This is a genomic window from Stenotrophomonas sp. 278, from assembly GCF_003935715.1.
In the GTDB taxonomy this organism is placed as follows: domain Bacteria; phylum Pseudomonadota; class Gammaproteobacteria; order Xanthomonadales; family Xanthomonadaceae; genus Stenotrophomonas; species Stenotrophomonas maltophilia_AH.
In genome coordinates this window covers 1-15459 of record NZ_RHPP01000027.1, presented here as the reverse complement: position 1 = coordinate 15459, position 15459 = coordinate 1, and the positions used below count along the sequence as shown (strand labels likewise).

Annotated in this window: 16 protein-coding genes and 1 pseudogene; all 17 read left to right on the top strand. The window is 66.1% G+C overall.

Going from position 1 to position 15459, the window contains the following annotated elements:
* The first annotated feature begins 12 nt into the window (after positions 1–12).
* Positions 13–2331 (top strand): hypothetical protein, encoded by a 2319-nt coding sequence (locus EGJ34_RS06715; protein ID WP_125359728.1) that lies wholly within the window; start codon positions 13–15, stop codon positions 2329–2331.
* 12 nt (positions 2332–2343) lie between these two features.
* Positions 2344–2712: a Gp49 family protein gene (locus tag EGJ34_RS06710; protein ID WP_125359727.1), complete on the top strand. Its 369-nt coding sequence runs from the start codon at positions 2344–2346 to the stop codon at positions 2710–2712.
* A gap of 72 nt (positions 2713–2784) precedes the next feature.
* The gene (locus tag EGJ34_RS06705; RefSeq protein WP_125359726.1) at positions 2785–3936 is read left to right on the top strand and encodes a hypothetical protein; all 1152 of its coding nucleotides are present in this window, start codon (positions 2785–2787) and stop codon (positions 3934–3936) included.
* Positions 3937–4131: 195 nt separating this feature from the next.
* Positions 4132–5178 (top strand): phage major capsid protein, encoded by a 1047-nt coding sequence (locus tag EGJ34_RS06700; protein ID WP_125359725.1) that lies wholly within the window; start codon positions 4132–4134, stop codon positions 5176–5178.
* Between the two features lie 80 nt (positions 5179–5258).
* On the top strand, positions 5259–5501 hold the full coding sequence (locus tag EGJ34_RS06695; RefSeq protein WP_125359724.1) for a hypothetical protein: 243 nt from the start codon (positions 5259–5261) through the stop codon (positions 5499–5501).
* A gap of 55 nt (positions 5502–5556) precedes the next feature.
* The gene (locus EGJ34_RS06690; RefSeq protein ID WP_125359723.1) at positions 5557–6144 is read left to right on the top strand and encodes a hypothetical protein; all 588 of its coding nucleotides are present in this window, start codon (positions 5557–5559) and stop codon (positions 6142–6144) included.
* A 65-nt stretch (positions 6145–6209) separates the two neighbouring features.
* Complete coding sequence (locus EGJ34_RS06685) at positions 6210–6956, top strand: hypothetical protein (protein WP_125359722.1); 747 nt, start codon at positions 6210–6212, stop codon at positions 6954–6956.
* A complete protein-coding gene (locus tag EGJ34_RS06680) occupies positions 6953–7753 on the top strand; it encodes a hypothetical protein (RefSeq protein WP_125359721.1) in 801 nt (266 codons plus the stop codon). The genes EGJ34_RS06685 and EGJ34_RS06680 overlap by 4 nt, the downstream gene beginning before the upstream one ends.
* Positions 7753–9744, top strand: coding sequence for a hypothetical protein (locus tag EGJ34_RS06675; RefSeq protein WP_125359720.1), 1992 nt, complete (start codon positions 7753–7755; stop codon positions 9742–9744). The genes EGJ34_RS06680 and EGJ34_RS06675 overlap by 1 nt, the downstream gene beginning before the upstream one ends.
* Positions 9741–10727: a hypothetical protein gene (locus EGJ34_RS06670; protein WP_125359719.1), complete on the top strand. Its 987-nt coding sequence runs from the start codon at positions 9741–9743 to the stop codon at positions 10725–10727. Before EGJ34_RS06675 ends, EGJ34_RS06670 begins: the two co-directional genes overlap by 4 nt.
* Complete coding sequence (locus tag EGJ34_RS06665) at positions 10724–11299, top strand: hypothetical protein (protein ID WP_125359718.1); 576 nt, start codon at positions 10724–10726, stop codon at positions 11297–11299. Before EGJ34_RS06670 ends, EGJ34_RS06665 begins: the two co-directional genes overlap by 4 nt.
* Complete coding sequence (locus tag EGJ34_RS06660; protein ID WP_125359717.1) at positions 11299–11787, top strand: hypothetical protein; 489 nt, start codon at positions 11299–11301, stop codon at positions 11785–11787. The genes EGJ34_RS06665 and EGJ34_RS06660 overlap by 1 nt, the downstream gene beginning before the upstream one ends.
* Entirely contained in the window at positions 11784–12272 is a 489-nt protein-coding gene (locus tag EGJ34_RS06655; RefSeq protein ID WP_125359716.1) for a hypothetical protein, read from the top strand. The genes EGJ34_RS06660 and EGJ34_RS06655 overlap by 4 nt, the downstream gene beginning before the upstream one ends.
* Positions 12272–12985 (top strand): hypothetical protein, encoded by a 714-nt coding sequence (locus EGJ34_RS06650; RefSeq protein ID WP_125359715.1) that lies wholly within the window; start codon positions 12272–12274, stop codon positions 12983–12985. The genes EGJ34_RS06655 and EGJ34_RS06650 overlap by 1 nt, the downstream gene beginning before the upstream one ends.
* Positions 12986–12988: 3 nt before the next feature.
* Entirely contained in the window at positions 12989–13672 is a 684-nt protein-coding gene (locus EGJ34_RS06645) for a hypothetical protein (protein ID WP_125359714.1), read from the top strand.
* A 1-nt stretch (position 13673) separates the two neighbouring features.
* Positions 13674–14807, top strand: coding sequence for a hypothetical protein (locus EGJ34_RS06640; protein ID WP_125359713.1), 1134 nt, complete (start codon positions 13674–13676; stop codon positions 14805–14807).
* A gap of 113 nt (positions 14808–14920) precedes the next feature.
* Positions 14921–15459: pseudogene (locus EGJ34_RS06635) on the top strand (hypothetical protein); the annotation flags it as partial.

Genomic DNA, 15459 nt, shown 5'->3' with positions numbered 1-15459 from the left:
AGCGAAACCGCCATGGCTGACCAGCAGCAGATCGCCGCCCTCGACACCGGTATTGCACTGGCCGCAGACCCTGATCCCGCCCGCGCGCAGCGCCTGAGCCGTGAACAGGCCGACGTGAAGCGCTGGATGGCACGGATTGAGGAAGCCCGCGAGTACGACAAGGAGGCGCGGCGGCAGTACGCCCGCGACCGGCGTCAGGCCCGTGGTGATTCCGGGTTCCTGGTCGATGCGAACCTGATCGGCACCAACATCGACAACTTGGAGGCGTTCCTCTACGCCCGGAACCCCGACTTCGACGTGTCGCCCGGCCCGGCGCACCGCATGCCCAGCCCGGAGCAGATTCGGGATGTGATCGAGTCGAACGAGCAGCTGATGATGCAGCTGCAGCAGCAGGCCGAGGCCGACGCGATGGAGGTGGGCCGGCAGGTGGCCACCGAGCTCACCGCGATGGGCGTCGACCAGCAGCAGGCCCTGGCCCAGAGCATGCAGGCGCAAGAGGCGTTCCTCACCCAGGGTGGCGTCGAGAAGCTGGTCAACGACGAAGTGCTGAAGCTGCGCAAGCAGTACTCACGCAAGTCGCGGGAAATGAAGCAGTTCGCCGACACGCTGGAGGCCGTGGGCACCCAGATGTGGAAGGATGCGAGCCTCAAGCGCCGCGGCAGGCCGTGGTGCCGTTCCTCGCTGACCATCGGCGTGGGGATCATGAAGGCGTCCTGGCAGGAACGCACCGCGATCGCGCCGGAGACGCAGACGGCCATCAACGACCTGCAGCAGAACATCGCCCGGGCCCGCGCGCTCGAAGCCGAGCTGGAGGACGGATCGGCTGGCCTGATCGCTGGGGCATGGGATTCGGTCAAGGGCGTGTTCGGCCAGAATCAAGAGGCCAAGGTCGCCGATCTGGAACGCCAGCTGGCAACCATCCAGGCTGGCGCTGAGCGCGTCGTGGCACGCGGCTACGTGGTCGACAACGTGGAGGGCGAGAACTTCCAAGTCGCGCCCGGGTTCGCCATCGCCAATCATCTGGATGCCCCCTGGAACTGCGAGTTTTCGTTCGTCGCCTATGAAGACGCCCTGGCTCAGTGCGGCCCGCATCTGGCTAAGTACGACCTGAAAGGGGTGGCTGAGAACATCCTGAATAAGGCGACCCGCTACTACCCGCGCAAGCCTGTCATGGGCACGAACGAGAGCGTCAGCACCATTGGCGAGAAGCTGACCGATCAGGACGCAGACGCCTACACGGCCACCAACCCGGAGGGCAGCGGCGCAGGCTTCGTGCGCATGGTCGAAATCTGGGATGCGGTGAGCAACACCGTGTTGACCGGCATTACTGGCGTTCCGTTCTGGGTGAAGCCTGGCTTCAACCCGCCGGCCACGACCCGGTTCTATCCATACTTCCTGTTCTGCACGTCCTCGGTGGACGGCCAGCGCCACCCGCAGAGCCTGGTGAGCCGCTCGATCAAGCTGGCCGACGAGTACAACCGCAGCATGTCGGCAGAGGTGGACCACCGCCGCCGCATCATCCCCAAGACTGCGTTCAACGCAGGCGCGCTGGAGCCGGCCGAGGCCAAGAAGCTCGAAAAGGCGCAGGTCGGTGAAATGGTCGCGGTCAAGACCGTCACGCCCGATGCGGACCTGCGCGCCATCCTGATGCCTGTCACCTACCCGCAGATGGATCAGGCAGCGTACGACCGGACCAAGATCGAACAGGCGCTGGAGCGCATCTGGGGTATTCAGGAGGCTATGGCCGGCTCGGTCAACACCGATCGTACCGCCACCGAGGCGGAGATCCAGAACAGCGGGTTCATGGCCCGCAGCAGTAGCCGCCGCGACAACATGGAGTCTGCCCTGAGCGATCTGGCGCAGTACACCTGCGAGATCGCGCGCGTCTACATGACCGACGAGGACGTTCGGTTCATTGCGGGTGATGCGGCCTTCTGGCCGCCGTACCAGGGGCCGGACGACCTGAGCAACTTCCTGCGCATCGAGATCCGCGCCGGCTCGTCGGGCAAGCCCAATACCTCGGCAGAGCGTCAGTCGTGGGCCAACCTGCTGCCGCTGCTGCAGACCGGCATCGCCCAGATCGGTCAGTTGCGCGGCGCTTCCAACGAGGCAATGGCCGATGCGATGGAACAACTGATGCGCCTGACGGCTGAGCGCAGCGGCGAGCGCTTCGACATCGACCAGCTGATCCCGCAGAACGATGGCACCCAGCCGGCCATGCCGGCCCAGGGCGTGCCCGGCAGCGCACCTCCGCCGCAGGGCGGCACCCAGCCCCCACCGACAGAGCAACCACCCAGCGGCGACCCCGCCGTTGACCCCCTCGCAGCCTGATAGGAGCTTCAAATGAACGACCAGACCATCGAGCAGGAAATCCAGTCCAAGGGCCTGACCGCGCCGCGTGTGACGCCGGCTGACATCGAAAGCGAAATCCGCTCTGAAGTCTATTTCACCGCTCGCGATGGCTCTCAGGCCACCAGCGCCCGAATCAAGTCCGAGTACGTTGAGGGCGAGCACATCCTCGCTCCGCTGGAACTGCTGACCTTCTGCGTGCTGGTGCTGCGCAACGGCTTCACCGTGACTGGTGAGTCGGCCTGCGCCAGCCCGGAGAACTTCGACGCCGAGATCGGCCAGAAGATCGCCCGCCAAAACGCCGTGGCGAAGATCTGGCCGCTGCTGGGCTTCCGCCTGCGCGACCAACTGGCGTCGAACTGATGCCCGGCCAGCTGCGCCACCACCCACTCACCGTCGCCATCTGGCGCGTTTTCGGCACCTGGAGTAAGTGACATGCCCGACCCGACCGACACTCCGGCCACCGCGCCGGACACCACCCCGACCGACATCACCGCTGACGCCATGGCCGCGCTCGACGCTGGCATTGCCGCTGCGGATGAATCCAGCCCGCCACCGGCTGCGGAGCCCGCGCCGGAACCTGCGGCACCGGTCGCCGATACTCCGCCGGCAACCCCCGCAGCTGATGGTCAGCCGCCCGCAGATGGCGAGCAGCAGCCGGCACAGCCGCAGGAGGGCGCTCCGCCTGCAGACGGCCAGCCGCCGGCCGAGCCTGATAAGCCGCAGCCTGACGCCGAAACCGAGGCCGAAATCACTGCGCTGGGGCTGAAGGACAAGACCGCCGAGCGCTTCCGTGGTCTGGCCGCCGAAGTGAAGCAGCTGGCCCCGATCCGTGACGCGCTGAAGGCGGCCGGCATCGAGGACGTGGCGACCCTGCCGGATCTGGTGCAGCGCGCCTCGGTTGGCGAGGATATGGTCAAGATGGTGACCGACACCGGCACGTCGCCTGAGCAGTACGGTATGGCGTTGGATTACCTCGGCCTGATCAGCAAGGCGCAGCGCGGCGACATGTCTGCCGCAGGGCAGGCCTACGAGGTCATGTCCAAGGAGCTGGCAGTGCTGGCCCAGATGCTCGGAAAGGAAGTCCCGGGCGTCCATGACCCGCTCGCCGCCCATGCGGACCTGCTTGCCGAGGTGCAGTCGGGCGACCTGCCGCGCACTCGCGCCTTGGAGATCGCCTCCACCCGCGCGCAGGGTGCCTACAGCAGCTCAGCCCAGCGCCAGCAGCAGGAGGCGCAACAGGCCGCCCAGCAGGCTGAGCAGGACGGCATTGCCTGGCTGCAGAAGTTCGACGCCGACGCCCGGGCGCAGGACCCGCAGTATGTGGCGAAGCGTCCTGCGCTCAACGAGGCGGTGGCCGAGATTCGCCGCACCATGCACCCGAGCCAGTGGCCACAGGCAACCGCGCTTGCCTACGCCCGCATCCAGGCACCGGCAGTTGCAGCGCCCGCCGCTCCGGCAGCCCCGGCTCAGCCGCGCCCCGGCCCGATGCGACCGAACGGGCCGCAGCCGACGATGGCCCCAGCCTTCACCGACCCGATGAAGGCGATGGAGTTCGGGATCGAGCAGGCCAACAACGCCGCCTGACCCGCAAGACCCCGCTTCGGCGGGGTTTCTTGTATCCGTTGACGCCTTCGGCAAGGCGGGCAATCTGGCCCTGCGGCTGACAACCGCGCCACGCAAGCAGTACGCCGGAGTCGCGCCCGGTAGGGCAGTGAGAGGCCTCGCCCCCCTCGAACGTGGATGGAAGCACAACCCCATTCCCATTCGAGGACATCCATCATGGCCTGGACCACTGCCCAGCTGACGCAGGGCGCGAACTACACGCTGGAGAGCTACGCCTCCGGCGATCCCATCGACCAGATTTCGGTCGCCCACCGCACGCTCGACCTGTTCGTGCGCGACAAAGAGGTGTCGTTCTTCGGCAACGGCATCTACAACGAGAAGCTGTTCGTCTCCAACGACAGCAACTACCAGAACTACGAAGGTGCCGATCAGGTCACCTACAACGAGCGCGACCCGAACCGCTTCGCCAAGTTCCAGTACTACAGCAACCACGAAGGCTTCTGGTTCGACGAAGACCGCCTGATCCGCAACGGCATCACCATCGATGACGCCGGCGTGGCTGTGCCCAGCTCGCAGGAAAAAGAGCAGCTGGTCAATCTGCTGAAGTCCAGCTGGACCGCCATGAAAAATGGCCTGCAGGAAGGCCTGGCTCTGGAAATGCTGCAGAACGGCAGCCAGAGCGCCAAGGCCATGCCGGGCATCGACCACCTGATCTCCACCACCCCAGGCACTGCGGATGTGGTCGGCGGCGTCAGTGGTGTGACCTTCAACTACTGGCGCAACAACGCCAAGATGGCCATTGCCTCCGGCGGTGTCGTCGCGGCGCTGGACGAGATGTACGACGCCTGCGTGCGCTACGGCGGCGCGGTGCCGACCGACATCCGCTGCGGTCAGGCCTTCCTGAACGCCTACAAGGCCGAGGCGAAGGAAGAGGTCAACCGCCAGATCATCATCGGCTCCAACGGCGGCACCGGCCTGGACGCCTCGGTCACTGCGGTGTTCTACCGCGGCATCGAGCTGATCTGGGATCCGACCTTCGAAATGCTGGACGCGAAGCTCGGCGCGATCACCTACCCGTGGACTAAGCGCTGCTACCTGTTCAACCGCAACTTCCTCAAGTTCCGCCCGGTGAAGGGCAACTGGATGAAGAAGCGGAAGCCGGAAAAGCTGCCCGATCGCTACGTGACGTACTACGCGCAGACCAACAAGTACGGCATGACGATCAGCAAGCGCAACGTGCACGCGGTGCTGTCCATCGCCTGATCCGGCCTGAGGCCTGATCCGAGTGTCCCGGCTTCGGCTGGGCACTCGCTGAAACCCATCCGGCTACAGGAGCCACTCCCATGAAGTCCACCCCGATCACCGCCACCGCTTTCAAGACCGGCAACAGCCCGTTCCTGCGCGGCGGCAGCGCGACCTTCTCCAACCTGAGCGCATCTGCGGCAACCCTGCAGGGCTCGGACACCGAGGCGGGCACCTACACCACGCTCGCCACGCTGCCGGCGACCAGTCAGACCGAAGTCCAGAACCTGCCGCAGTGGATCAAGCTGTCCGCCGCCGGCACCGTCTACGCCCTCGCGGGCTGATGTTGGGGGCGGCCGCACTCCGGCCGCTTCCTCCCTGATTCCCGTAGGAGGGAACATGAGCAAGCCGACGACCATCCTGCCCGTGGTGCTGGTGAGCATCCAGCGCAGCGAGTACCACACCATCACCGACTCCGTGCCGAAGCACGAAGTGGAGATCCTCCAGCTGATCCACGGCGAGGACAACGTGGAAGTCCTCAATGACGACTACCACGCCGTGGAGTTGCCGAACAACGCGACGCAGGAGTATCAGCGCCTGATCAGCAAGTACAGCGAGAAATACCGGCCGGCCATCGACCAGGTATTCCGCAACGGTGCGCGCGACATCGCCAAGGAAACCGGCATGGAGCTGGGCAAGGACAGCTTCCGCAAGCAGTCCGAGGCGGTCATCGACAGCAAGCTGCCGCCGCGTCCGGGTCAGAAGGGCTACGAGCAGCCGGCCACCACTGCGCAGTCGGTACAGGCCGGCGGTGGCTCGCAGGAAGGCGAGGGCGAGGAAGAGCAGGAAGAGCTCTCCCATGCCGACCTGCGCGCCGAGCTGACCCGTCTGGGCATCGAGCACAAGGGCAACGCCTCGCGAGACAGCCTGCAGGCGTTGTACGACGCAGCTCAGGCCGGCGCTGCTGACAGCACCCTGGGCGAGTAACTCCCGCTCGCGTGTAGCAACCAAGCGGGCTGGGGCAACCCGGCCCGCTGTTTAAGAGGGCTCCAATGAGCATCACCGACGCCATTCAGTGCGGCTGCGCGAGCAACGAAGGCAATCAGACCCTCGCACAACTGCGCAAGCGGCTGATGGTCCGGCTCGGCTATGCGGCTCAGGCGGCATTCCCGCCGCCGGGCATGAAGGAGCTGCTGAACGACTTCCTCTACAGCGCCCAGGTGGTGCTGTCGGCCCGAGAGATTGGCGCATTCCGCACCGAGCGCTGGTTCTCCTGGCCGCTGACGGCTGGGGTGCGGCTCTACGACTACCCCGAAAATGACGAGCGCAACGCGCCGCAGGAGTGCCCGGCGGTCATCGACCCGTCGAAGGTCGCCTACGTAGGCGTCGAGCGCAACGGCGTGTGGACCCCGCTCCGCAAGGGCATCCGCACCAGCTCTTACACCAGCGACCAGCTCACCGGGCTGCCGCAGTGCTACGAATTCCGCAACTGCATCGAGCTGTGGCCGGCACCGGACGACACGCTGGGCAGCTTGGTCATCAAGGCCCGGGCCAGCCTGAGCCGGTTCTCCGAGGACGCAGACAAGACCAGCATCGACAGCGAGGCTGTGTATCTGCTGGCCCTGGCCAATGCCAAGGCGCACTACCGGCAGGCTGACGCCAGCACCTACCTGTCGCAGCTGGAGGTGCACATCCGCAACCTGGTTGCCGGTACGCACGCCACTGGCCGGTACAGGCCCGGCCCGGATATGGCCGAACTGGTCTGGGTTCCGCCTGTGCCGGAGGTGCCGTTCCCATGACCGGCCGCATTGTCACGCTCACCGCCATCAAGGGCGGCATCAACCGGCTGCGCACGAAGGGCGGCGCGGATGCCAGCAGCCTCTACGATCTGGTCAACGGATACGTCGATCAGGCCGGCGTGCCGCGTTCGCGGCCTGGCTCGAAAAGCCGCGTGTCGCTGCCGGTCGGGGCCACGAAGGGAATGTGCGCCTACGACGGCAAGCTGATCGTCTTCAGCCACGTTCCGCAGGACATTCCGGCCAGCACACCGGCCACGGAGTGCGAGGTGCTGAAGCACCCGAACACACCCGACCTGCCGCTGAAGGAAATCCACTTCGCCGGGCCGTTCCTGGGCTACCTCTACGTGGTGGCCGAGTTCATCAATGGTGACGTGTACCACTACTGGCTGCAGCGCGGCACCACCTGGGAGCCGGGGAAGGTGTACCTGCCCGGCGCGCTGGTCATTCCGACCGACCCCAACGGCATCGCCTATCAGCTCGACAGCGGCACGCAGACCTATCCGGTGTGGCTGAAGAACATCGCGCGCGCGCTCGGCGATGTCGTCGTGCCCACCACCGACAACGGCTACAAGTACACCGTCACGGACGTGTTCGGCCCGGCCCCGCGCTCTGGTGCGATCGAGCCGAGCTGGCCGACCGCTGACGGCGCAACGGTGTTTGAAGACAGCGACGTGGCCAACCCGACGCCGGTTGTGGGCGAGCAGTCTGGCAACAACAACCTCCCGCCGGATGTGACGGACCGCTACCAATACGCGCGGCCGGCAGGCGCTACTGGCGTCTACACGGAGGCCAACTGATGGCGGCTCCCTTCTGGCAGGCCGGCAACCTGTATCTGCCGGGCGACATTGTTCAGCCGATCACCCAGCCGCCGCCGAACAACCCGCAGGTCACCAACGGCAACTTCTCTGCCGGGTCGACGGGATGGACCTTCAGCGGCGCGGCCGGCTATGTCGCCACTGGCGGGTATGGCGGCGGCGGTGCGGCGCGCCTGCCCGGCAACCAGGCCGATGGCGTAGCGCTCAACAACACCCAGCTGGTCGTTCCGGTCGGCGGCCAGCTGACGGCCACTTCGATGATCGCCCAAGGCGCATCCTCGCGCGGCCGCACCGCTGGCTGGACCGAGATTCAGTGGTTCGACTCGCTCAACACCCTGTTGCAGACCGACGCCGGCAACAAGGTCGACGATGGGTCGGGCGGGGCCTGGCACCAGTCGGCCGTCACCGCGACCGCACCGGCATCTGCCGCCTACGCGCGCGCAGCCATTCACCTGACCTCAGACGCCGGCCACAACGATCAGATCCTCGGCGACAACCTGTCGGTCAGCGGCGCTACGGCCGGGCTCCCGGAGGGGCTGGTCTACCGCGCCGTGCAGGCTGAGTCCGGAACCTCTGGCAGCAGCGAGCCGGCATGGCCCGGCATCCTGGGCCAGCAGGTCATCGACAACGAGGTGATCTGGGAGGCGGTGACCACCAGCCGCGTCACATGGACCGCTTCGCCGCGGTACGTGAGCGGCAGCACCGAGCCTGTGTGGCCGGAAGACATCGGCGCGATGGTGCAGGACGGCACGATCAACTGGCGCGCGGTATCGCGCCGGGTGGAAGACGAGAAGTGCCCGCGCACGAAGGTAGTGGCCATCGTCGCGAGCAAGGTGTTTGCCGCCGACAAGGACATTGTGCGGTACAGCGCCACGGCCAACCCGCTCGACTGGTCCAGCGCCGACAATGCCGGCTACCTGCCCACCGGGCTGCAGCAGGCCAACGCCAACGACATGGCCGTGCTGGCGCAGTACCGCGCCAACCTGGTTGCCCTGAATGCCAGCAGTTTCCAGAACTGGCAGGTGGACCCAGATCCCAACTCCATGGCGATTCTGGACCAGATGGACGGGGTGGGCTCGCAGTGGCAGAAGGCTGCTGTGCCGGTGGCGAACGACCTCGTTTACCTCTCGCAGCTGGGTGTGCGCACGATCGGCATTGCCAACGCTGCTGAGAACTTGGCTGCCGGGGACATTGGCGCGCCCATCGACGTGCTGGTGCAGCAGGCCATGCTGTACGCAGACCGCACCAACAAACCGCCGCTGGCCACGTATTACCCCGGCGCGGGCCAGTACTGGCTGGCGTTCCCGGACTACCCGCCGCCGCAACTGGGCGTGTTCGGCGCACTGCCGCAGGTCGGCTGCGGAGATGAAGTCAACTACGCCTATGTGATCGCAGGCGGATTGCCGCCGTACACCGTCGAGATCGTGGACGGCGCGCTCCCGGAAGGCCTGAGCATGGATTCGTCCGGCCTCGTCACTGGCGAGGTGGCGAGCGGCGGCGATGCGGTGTGGACCGTGCGCGTCACGGATGGCCTGGGCGATACCGCCGACAAGGTCGAGAATCGCACCGGCAACGCTGGGCTGTTCAAGTACCTCACCACGCGCCTGTACCCGCTGGAGATTCCTGCGGAGTCGATTTCCCTGGCGTCGTCGGTTGTAGGCGGGACTTTCCGCGACATCTTCCACGAATACGAGGTGCCCGCCGAGGCCGTTTCCCTGGCGTCTGAGGTGTCCGGAGGAACACTGCGGCCACTGCTACTCGGGATCGACGTCTTGGAGTCGCTGTCGCTCTCCAGCGCAGTCACTGCCGGAACTCTGCGCAACATCCTCAAGGGCTACACGGTGCCGGCTGAGGCGGTGCAGCTCTCGTCCGCCGTTGAAGCCGGAACCCTGAAGCAGACACTTATCACCACCAACATGGCTCCCGAGGCTATCGGGCTGTCGTCCAGTGTCGTAGGAGGCACCCTGACATGAGCAACACCATGAGCGCCCATAACGGCTACGCCGGCTGGTTCAAGATGGAGGCCTTCCGGGTAGATGCGGATGGCATCGAGATCCCTGGCAGTCGTCGTATTGCCGCCGACTGGTTCCCGAACCTGATCACGAATGCTGGGCTGGATTTCCTCGGCACGAGCGGCAGCACGCTTGTGCAAGGCTTTTGTCGCGTCGGCACTGGCAATACCGCGCCGGCAAATGGGAACACTGCTCTGGTTTCCCAGGTGGCGGTCAGCAGCACCGTTCAGGCCGATACCAATGGCGTGAACCGGGCAGGTCTGCCGACCGTGTTCTACGGCTGGCGACGACGCACGATCCGTTTTGCTGCGGGCTCGATGGGGGCTTCCGCTGTGAATCTTGCAGAAGTTGGGGTTTCCCCGGCTGCCGCGAGCGCACTGTTCAGTCGCGCCCTGATCCTCGATGGCGGCGGCTCTCCAACGACGATTGCAGTCCAGCCGGATGAGGTGCTGGACGTGACCTATGAGCTGCGCATCTACCCGACTTTGGTTGATGCGAATGGCACGGTGACGATTGCGTCCGTGTCCTACAACTGGACCGCTCGTCCGCTGATCCACACTGACTACGACACCAACTGGAGCAGCACTATTGGGCTTGGCATCGGGTTCAATACGACAGGCGGTAACGAACTGGTCTACGGGCCAGCTGTGGCAGCGGCGTTGCCGGCTCAAGGAGCAAAGCCCGTTTCCCTCGTAAAGGCCGGCACGATGGTGCCTCAGACGTACACCGCTGGGCAGTACGCACGATCGTTCTTGTTCGACATTCCGCTCAACGACGCGAACGTTGCGGGCGGAATCGGCTGCTTCTTCGCAGCAACTCTGCCCAATAGCGGCGGCCAGGCGGGCGGCGCGTGGGCCTGGGGCCTGTCGCCCAAGCTGCCGAAGGACTCCAACTATGTCAGCACCTTCATGGTGCGCCAGAGCTGGGGGCGCTACAGCCCATGATCCCCGCTGGCGGCCTCTCCAATCCAGCGCAGCCCGCCCCATTCGTGGAGCGGGTAAACTCGACGCTGCTGCCCCTGATCGACTACGAGATGGGCGGCGTGGCGCTGAATGATCCGTCACAGGGCCTGTGGGTACAGCTGTGGCGTGTGCGCGTGGATGGCGACGTGGTGTATCTGGGGCCTGATGAAGGCACGGAGCAGCGGGCCTTCATCCGCGCCGGGATCACGGAAGTGGCGCTGGCCTTCGACCAGAACATGCAGCCGGTAATCGCCTTCGTGCAGGCTGGGCAGGCGTGGCTGTGGTGGTTCGACAGCACCGTGCCGGGCATGGTGTTCACCCAGTTCGCCGGAATCATCAATCCGCGCCTGACCTTGGACGACAAACGAGCCGGGCAGGTGGGTAATTCCGACGTGATCCTCGCCTACCTGCGCGCTGGCTCGCTGTACTACCGGCAGCAGCGTGACCGCTATCAGACCGAATACCTACTGAGCAGCGATCCGCCATGCGGCGGCCTGGCCGCAGTGTGCATGTCCACCGGCAACCGCCTGCAGTTCGCCTTCGGGGGTGCCTGATGCAGTCCACCGTTTTCGTCTACACGATGCGCAGCGGCAAGTCTGGAGCCTGGAGCCGCTACCTGTTTCCGTTCTCCGTGGATGCGTTCGCCCAGCTGGGCAAGGATCTCTACATCAGGCATGGGGACGAGATCAGCGCCGTGAGCGACTTTGCGCTGGGGGACGATGTGGGCGGGGCGACGATCCCGTTCGGCGGCACCGTGTGGTGGCCCTATCTCGATTTCGGAACCCCTGGCATCACGAAGATGATGGAGGGCTTCGACATCGTGAGCAGCGGCGCGCCAAGCATCAGCATCGGGTACGACCAGCGCAATCTGGCGGCGTTTACCGAGCCCTACGCGCTGGACCCTGACACGCTGCCGGGCGGCGTGATCCCGTTCCCGATGGCTGCGCCGACCTTCAGCCTGCGCGTGGACTTCGCGCCGGGTCAGAAGTGGAGCCTGCAGCAGGCGTCGCTGAGCTTCATAGACCTCGGTAATGGGCCATGAAGATCACGACCACCTCGCAGGTGATGATCGAGGACCTGGCCTATCTGGCGCGCCGCATGCGCCCGGACGAGATCGAGCAGGATCTCGCCATGACCGGTATGTCCGAGTACGACCCGGATCAGGCCATTCTCAAGATGGCCTCGGTCTACGGCCCCAAGTTCCTGATTCTGGCTGACAACACCCCCGTTGTGGCCGGCGGCTTCTGGCAGGTCCGCCCGGGCGTGTGGGAGGGCTGGCAGCTCGGCACCATGGACGGCTGGGATAAGGCTTGGTGGCACATCACCCGCGTTACCCGTCGACTCAATGACCGGATGCTGGCTGAGCCCGGCGTTCACCGCCTGCAGCTCTATGGGCTGGCCGGCCGTGAGAAGACCTTCGAGTGGTACGAGCGATCGCTCGGCTACACCCGCGAGGCAACCCTGCGGCGTTACTGCGCCAACGGTGCAGACGCGATCCTGTTTTCACGCGTAAAGGAGGCGGGCTGATGGCCGGCGGCGGCAATATCGGCAAGGGCAATTGGGCTGACCCCACTGGGCTGGTCCAGAAATCCGGCGCGGGCAAGTGGATGGACCCGCTGGGCCTGACGAAGACCCCAAAGCAGGGCGAATCCGCTGCTGATGTGGCTGCGCGCCTGGAGATGGAGCGGCAGGCCCAAATCAAGCAGACGCAGGGCCGCATCAATCAGGTGTTCGACAACCCGCGCCGGGCTCGAGACATCGCCGATTTCGTGGGCGCGGTGCGCACGCGCGCGATGGAAGACCTGAACCGCCAGAACGCCGATGCGACGCGTGAGCTGACCTTCGCGCTAGCGCGCGGCGGCCTGAGCGGCGGGAGCGTCAACGTGGATCAGAACCGCCGGCTGGCCGACGACTACAACCGGGGGCTGCTCAACGTCGAGAGCCGCGCCCAGGGTGCTGGCGCGCAGCTGGAGGCGGCCGATCAGGACGCTCGTGCGCGCCTGATCCAGCTGGCTACCTCCGGACTTGATGCCACCACCGCGGCATCGCAGGCGGCGGCAGGGCTGCGCTCGAATCTGGAGACAGCACGTTCCGCATCGACAGGCGAAGAACTGGCCGACCAGTTCGGTGCCATCGGCAGTTTCGTGAAGAACCGCCGCGACGAGGCAAACCGTCGTGAGGCAACCCGCGTGTCGCAGGTGAACCTGTACGGCGGCGGCTACGGCACCTATGGAGGCTAAATAATGGGCCAGGTAATCCCAATCGCTCTAGCCGTCGCCGGCACTGCGCTCCAGCAGCAGGAAACCGAGCGCGTCGCCAGGAAGCAAGACCAGGCCACGGCGCAGAGCCTGCTCAACCAGTCCCGCCGGCAGCAGGATGCCGACGCCAAGGTGAACGAGCAGATCGCACAGACTGAGGCCAGCACGGCGGAAGACGCGCGCGCAGAGGCTCTCAATCAGTACATGGGTCAGCTTCGCCGTGGGCGGCCGCAGGCCGTCGCAGGCCTGGAGTCAACCTTGGGCGGAGAGGCGTTCCAGGCTGACGCCAGCGCGGCGCGGGCAGGCGCGGACGCTGCCGCTCAGACCACCGCCGGACTGATGTCGCGCATCGATGCCCCGCAGCGCCAGCGGCAGGATGAAGCCTTTGGGTACGGCCGCTTGGCCACCGACATTGACATGCTGGCGCGCGAGGCGGCAGGGCAGAACTTTGTGGATCAGATGCGCATCCGTGCGATTCGCCGCCGTCCCGAGGTCGATCTGCTGGCCGGCGCGATGACGGCGGCCGGCGGGGCGATGGGTGGCGGCGGAACCATCGCCGGCTCCGCCAGTGGCATGCAGATGGGCAACAACTTGGACGCCATGTACGACCTGCCGGGTGCTGGTAGGCGGTATGGCTACGGCGTCCCCCGCGGCGGCTTTGGAGGCTGACATGGCAAATGGATACCAGCGAGCCGGGGCGGCCATCGGGGCGGCACTGTTCGGCAACGGCCGGGAGGCCTACAACGACCAGTTGAGCCAGGAGTACAAGATCGCCTACGCGCTTGAGCAGGCGCGCAAGGCACGTAGTGACCGGATGATCGGCGACCAGAACGTTGCGTCCCGCCAGGGTCTGACGCCTGAACTCGTTGGCCGGGCGCGAGCAGGTGACGTGGATGCTCTCAATGAGCTGACCGCGCTCGGGCTTACGTCCAATGCGAACGTGGACATGGGCGTCTTGGGAGACACCCAGAGCTTCGCTTTCCGCCAAGCTGCCCGCGAGAGAGCCGTCTTGGGCGACCAGGTCGGAGCCAACGCTGAACTGTTCGGGCTGGCGAATGGGCCGGTGGACACGACGAAGATCTCGGATGGCGTCGCCTACAACCCGCTTGGCGCTTCGTCGCAGGATCTCAATGTGACCCCGCTCGGCGAGGCTACGATTCGGCAACGGGATGCATCTGCTGCGTCCAGCTACGCCACGGCTGCGCGAACCAGGCAGGCAACAGGCTTGGACATGGCGAAGTTCAATCGAGGCGGCGGCGGCACCCTCGGCGACCGACCAGCAAAGCCGCCGACTGCCGCCCAGGTAAAGGCCGACCAGGCTGCGGCAACGAAGAGCGCGCAGCTCGGCAACGTAAACCGTGGGATCGATCGGATCAGCGCCGCGCTAGGGAATTTGGGCGGCGCATTCGTGGACACTGGCCCGGTTGATCAGTATCTGGTGCGCAACACCGCCGCTGGTCAGGAGCTGGAGGCCGCCGTTGGCGCGATCCAGAACTCGATGCTCGCGCTTACTCGCGTTCCTGGCGTGGGCTCGCAGTCCGATCTGGAAGCGAAGATTGCCAACCTGCAATACCCATCCCTGTCCAACGCGCCGAGCGTCAACGCCAACACGATGAAGCAGCTCAAGGCATTCGTTGACGAGCTGCAGGGCATCACTGGCGGGGCGGGCACGCTTGGCGACATGCCGGCCGCTGCGCCGGCTCGCGCGCCTGGCCTACCCGACGCTGCGCCCGTTCAGCGGGCTCGCAACCCACGCACCGGCCAAGTGCTGGTCCTCCGCAATGGTCAATGGGTGCCCGAATAATGGCGACTCCACCGCTTCCCCCTGGCTTTGTGCTTGAGCCGGCCGCAAACACCGGGGCCGCGCCACCGCTTCCTCCCGGCTTCGTCATGGAGGACATCCCGACCTTGCCCACTGTGCAGGCGGATCGCCCTGACTTCTCCGGGGTGAGCGCCACTGTGGATAGCACCGCCGATGGGAGGCAGGCCGACGGTTGGAAGGCTGGCATTCCGCGCGATGCCGCGTTCGGCGTGCGGTCAGCGCTCCAGAGCGTCGGCGGCCTGCTTGGCGCGATCGGCGGCGATGCCTTCAACAACTACATCGCGAACCCTGCAGCCAGGGCGCTTGGATTGCAGGAGGCGCGGCCGTATCGCGAGGAAGCGATCGCCCTGGGTGATGCGCTCGGCCTGCCCAAAGCTCAGACTGCCGGCGACCGCGTGCTGGGCGACGTGGGCGAGGCGCTGACCGGCACGGCACTCACCCTGGGTGGCGGTGCTGCGCTCAATGCGGGACGGCCGGCGGCCAGTATTGCGCCCACGCTCGGCGAGCGCGCTGGGCAGTTCCTGACCGCGCAACCCGCTCTGCAGACGATCAGCGCAGCCACCGGGGCAGCAGCTGCGTCCGGCACGAAGGAAGCAGGCGGCGGCCCGCTGGCGCAGCTCGGTGCTGGCCTGGC

Bases quoted from the DNA above. Each gene is read 5' to 3' on its own strand.
- EGJ34_RS06715 (WP_125359728.1), top strand. From the start codon at position 13: ATGGCTGACCAGCAGCAGATCGCCGCCCTCGACACCGGTATTGCACTG.
- EGJ34_RS06710 (WP_125359727.1), top strand. From the start codon at position 2,344: ATGAACGACCAGACCATCGAGCAGGAAATCCAGTCCAAGGGCCTGACC.
- EGJ34_RS06705 (WP_125359726.1), top strand. From the start codon at position 2,785: ATGCCCGACCCGACCGACACTCCGGCCACCGCGCCGGACACCACCCCG.
- EGJ34_RS06700 (WP_125359725.1), top strand. From the start codon at position 4,132: ATGGCCTGGACCACTGCCCAGCTGACGCAGGGCGCGAACTACACGCTG.
- EGJ34_RS06695 (WP_125359724.1), top strand. From the start codon at position 5,259: ATGAAGTCCACCCCGATCACCGCCACCGCTTTCAAGACCGGCAACAGC.
- EGJ34_RS06690 (WP_125359723.1), top strand. From the start codon at position 5,557: ATGAGCAAGCCGACGACCATCCTGCCCGTGGTGCTGGTGAGCATCCAG.
- EGJ34_RS06685 (WP_125359722.1), top strand. From the start codon at position 6,210: ATGAGCATCACCGACGCCATTCAGTGCGGCTGCGCGAGCAACGAAGGC.
- EGJ34_RS06680 (WP_125359721.1), top strand. From the start codon at position 6,953: ATGACCGGCCGCATTGTCACGCTCACCGCCATCAAGGGCGGCATCAAC.
- EGJ34_RS06675 (WP_125359720.1), top strand. From the start codon at position 7,753: ATGGCGGCTCCCTTCTGGCAGGCCGGCAACCTGTATCTGCCGGGCGAC.
- EGJ34_RS06670 (WP_125359719.1), top strand. From the start codon at position 9,741: ATGAGCAACACCATGAGCGCCCATAACGGCTACGCCGGCTGGTTCAAG.
- EGJ34_RS06665 (WP_125359718.1), top strand. From the start codon at position 10,724: ATGATCCCCGCTGGCGGCCTCTCCAATCCAGCGCAGCCCGCCCCATTC.
- EGJ34_RS06660 (WP_125359717.1), top strand. From the start codon at position 11,299: ATGCAGTCCACCGTTTTCGTCTACACGATGCGCAGCGGCAAGTCTGGA.
- EGJ34_RS06655 (WP_125359716.1), top strand. From the start codon at position 11,784: ATGAAGATCACGACCACCTCGCAGGTGATGATCGAGGACCTGGCCTAT.
- EGJ34_RS06650 (WP_125359715.1), top strand. From the start codon at position 12,272: ATGGCCGGCGGCGGCAATATCGGCAAGGGCAATTGGGCTGACCCCACT.
- EGJ34_RS06645 (WP_125359714.1), top strand. From the start codon at position 12,989: ATGGGCCAGGTAATCCCAATCGCTCTAGCCGTCGCCGGCACTGCGCTC.
- EGJ34_RS06640 (WP_125359713.1), top strand. From the start codon at position 13,674: ATGGCAAATGGATACCAGCGAGCCGGGGCGGCCATCGGGGCGGCACTG.